At 58.5% G+C, this 1,944-nt stretch carries 3 protein-coding genes; 2 read left to right on the top strand and 1 reads right to left on the bottom strand.

Annotation, left to right across the window (positions count from 1 at the left end; translation table 11 throughout):
* Window positions 1–516: TIM barrel protein (locus tag RMO15_RS03105; RefSeq protein WP_309707700.1), on the bottom strand; the 516-nt coding region annotated here is incomplete at its 3' end.
* A 162-nt stretch (window positions 517–678) separates the two neighbouring features.
* Between RMO15_RS03105 and RMO15_RS03100 the strand changes: the two genes are divergently transcribed.
* A complete protein-coding gene (locus RMO15_RS03100; RefSeq protein ID WP_309707699.1) occupies window positions 679–1,059 on the top strand; it encodes an endonuclease domain-containing protein in 381 nt (126 codons plus the stop codon).
* A 103-nt stretch (window positions 1,060–1,162) separates the two neighbouring features.
* The coding region (locus tag RMO15_RS03095) for an ABC transporter ATP-binding protein (RefSeq protein WP_309707698.1) at window positions 1,163–1,944 on the top strand (782 nt) is incomplete at its 3' end.

The following is a 1,944-nucleotide window of genomic DNA, read 5'->3' as shown; positions in this document are numbered from 1 at the left end:
CGTGCGGGTGAGGCCCCAGTGGTTCTCTAGCGCCAGAGTCACGCCGCACTCGGCGCACTTGTCCAGACACTTCTGGATGCTCTCAATACACCAGCCAAACGCATCGTCCTCTGTGTAGCCCGGAATCGGCGGCTCATTGCCGCGCGCGTCCATGAGATCGTCGAAGCTGGCGATGGTCTTCCAGCGGCCCGAGTTCAGACGAATGCACGGGATGCCCAGCTTGTAGGCCAGCTCAATGCACTTCAGCGTGTGGTCAATGTGCTGCTGCCGAAGCTCGGCCTCGGGGTGCACAAAGTCCTGGTGGATCGAGAGACAGATCAGATCGAGGCCATTGAGAAACGCACGGCGCTTGAGGCTCTGCAAATAACTATTGTCCTCGCTCTCCATCTGCCGGTGCAAAATCTCGACCCCCGACACCTCAAGGCGCGCGGCCTCATCAATGACATGCTCAATGGCGATCTTCGGCTCTTTGAAGTGCCAGTACGAATACGACGAAATTCCCAGTTGGACGCTCATGGAGGGATTATACCCTCCTCCCCCTGCCCCCGGGTACCCGCTGAGTGCCAATCCTGGGAGGAAGGGGAGAGAGGGGAGATTTTTTGCGACTGAAAATTTTATTGGTGAATTTTATCAGAATCAGTCTTTCTCACCCGTTCTTTGGGCGAAAGGAACAAAACTATGTACTATCGTCGTTATGAGCGCGTCAGAAACACCATCCCTGAGATTGTGGAGCACGCGAAAGCACATCGGAAAAACCCAACCCACGCGGAGGCTATCCTGTGGGAAGCGTTGCGTGGGAGACGACTCTGTGGCGCAAAGTTCCGTCGCCAGCACGCTGTTGGGAACTTCATCCTGGATTTCTGGTGCCCGGAGCATCGAATTGCAATTGAGGTTGATGGAGAGATCCATGAGCTTCCCCATATCCAAGCACACGATCTGGAGCGTCAAGCGTGGATTGAGGCACATCAGGTTCGGGTACTCCGGTTTCGCAACGAGCAAGTGATTTACCAACAAGAGTATGTCCTCGCCCAAATCGCCCAAGCGATCACTCCAAAATAAATATCTCCCCTCACTCCCCATCCTCCCAGGATTGGCACCCAGCGGGTACCCGGGGGCAGGGGGAGGAGGGAATCCGAGGAGGGCTTCGGGTACAATGCGTCCCGTGAGTGAACCTCTTCTTTCCCTTGAAAACCTGGAAGTCTCGTTTCCTGCCGGTGCGGTTGTCCGTGGCGTCTCGCTCTCAGTCAAACGCGGCGAGACCCTCGGGGTGGTCGGGGAGTCGGGATCGGGCAAGACGATGACGGCGCTTTCGGCACTGCGCCTCATCCCGGAGCCGGGGCGCGTGACGGCGGGCAAGATTGTCTTTGAGGGCAAGAACCTGCTGGAGCTATCCGAAAAAGAAATGCGCCAGATTCGCGGCGGGCGGATCGCGATGATTTTCCAGGACCCGATGACCAGCCTGAACCCTGTCTTTACGATTGGCGACCAGATCGCCGAGAGTGTCCAGCTTCATAAGGGAGTGAGCAAGAGCGAAGCAAAGGCGGCGGCGGTAGAGGCACTTCGTCGCGTGCAGATTCCCGATGCGGAGCGGCGGGCGCGGCAGTTTCCCCACGAGCTCTCGGGCGGGATGCGCCAGCGCGCCATGATCGCCATGGCGCTTGCCTCCGAGCCTGACGTGCTCCTCGCCGACGAGCCAACCACCGCGCTGGATGTCACCGTGCAGGCGCAGATTCTCACGCTGATCCGCAAGCTCCAGCAAGAGCTAGGCATGGCTGTGATTTTCATTACCCACGATCTCGGCGTTGTCGCGCAGGTCTGCGACCGAGTCGCCGTGCTCTACGGTGGCCAAGTGATGGAAGAGGCCGATGTTTACACGCTCTTCGCGAACCCGAAGCATCCCTACACGCAGGGCTTGCTCAATTCTTTGCCGGAGATGGCCCATGG

The sequence above is a fragment of the Armatimonas sp. genome, from assembly GCF_031410135.1.
GTDB lineage: Bacteria > Armatimonadota > Armatimonadia > Armatimonadales > Armatimonadaceae > Armatimonas.
This window is presented reverse-complemented; position numbering and strand designations above follow the sequence as displayed.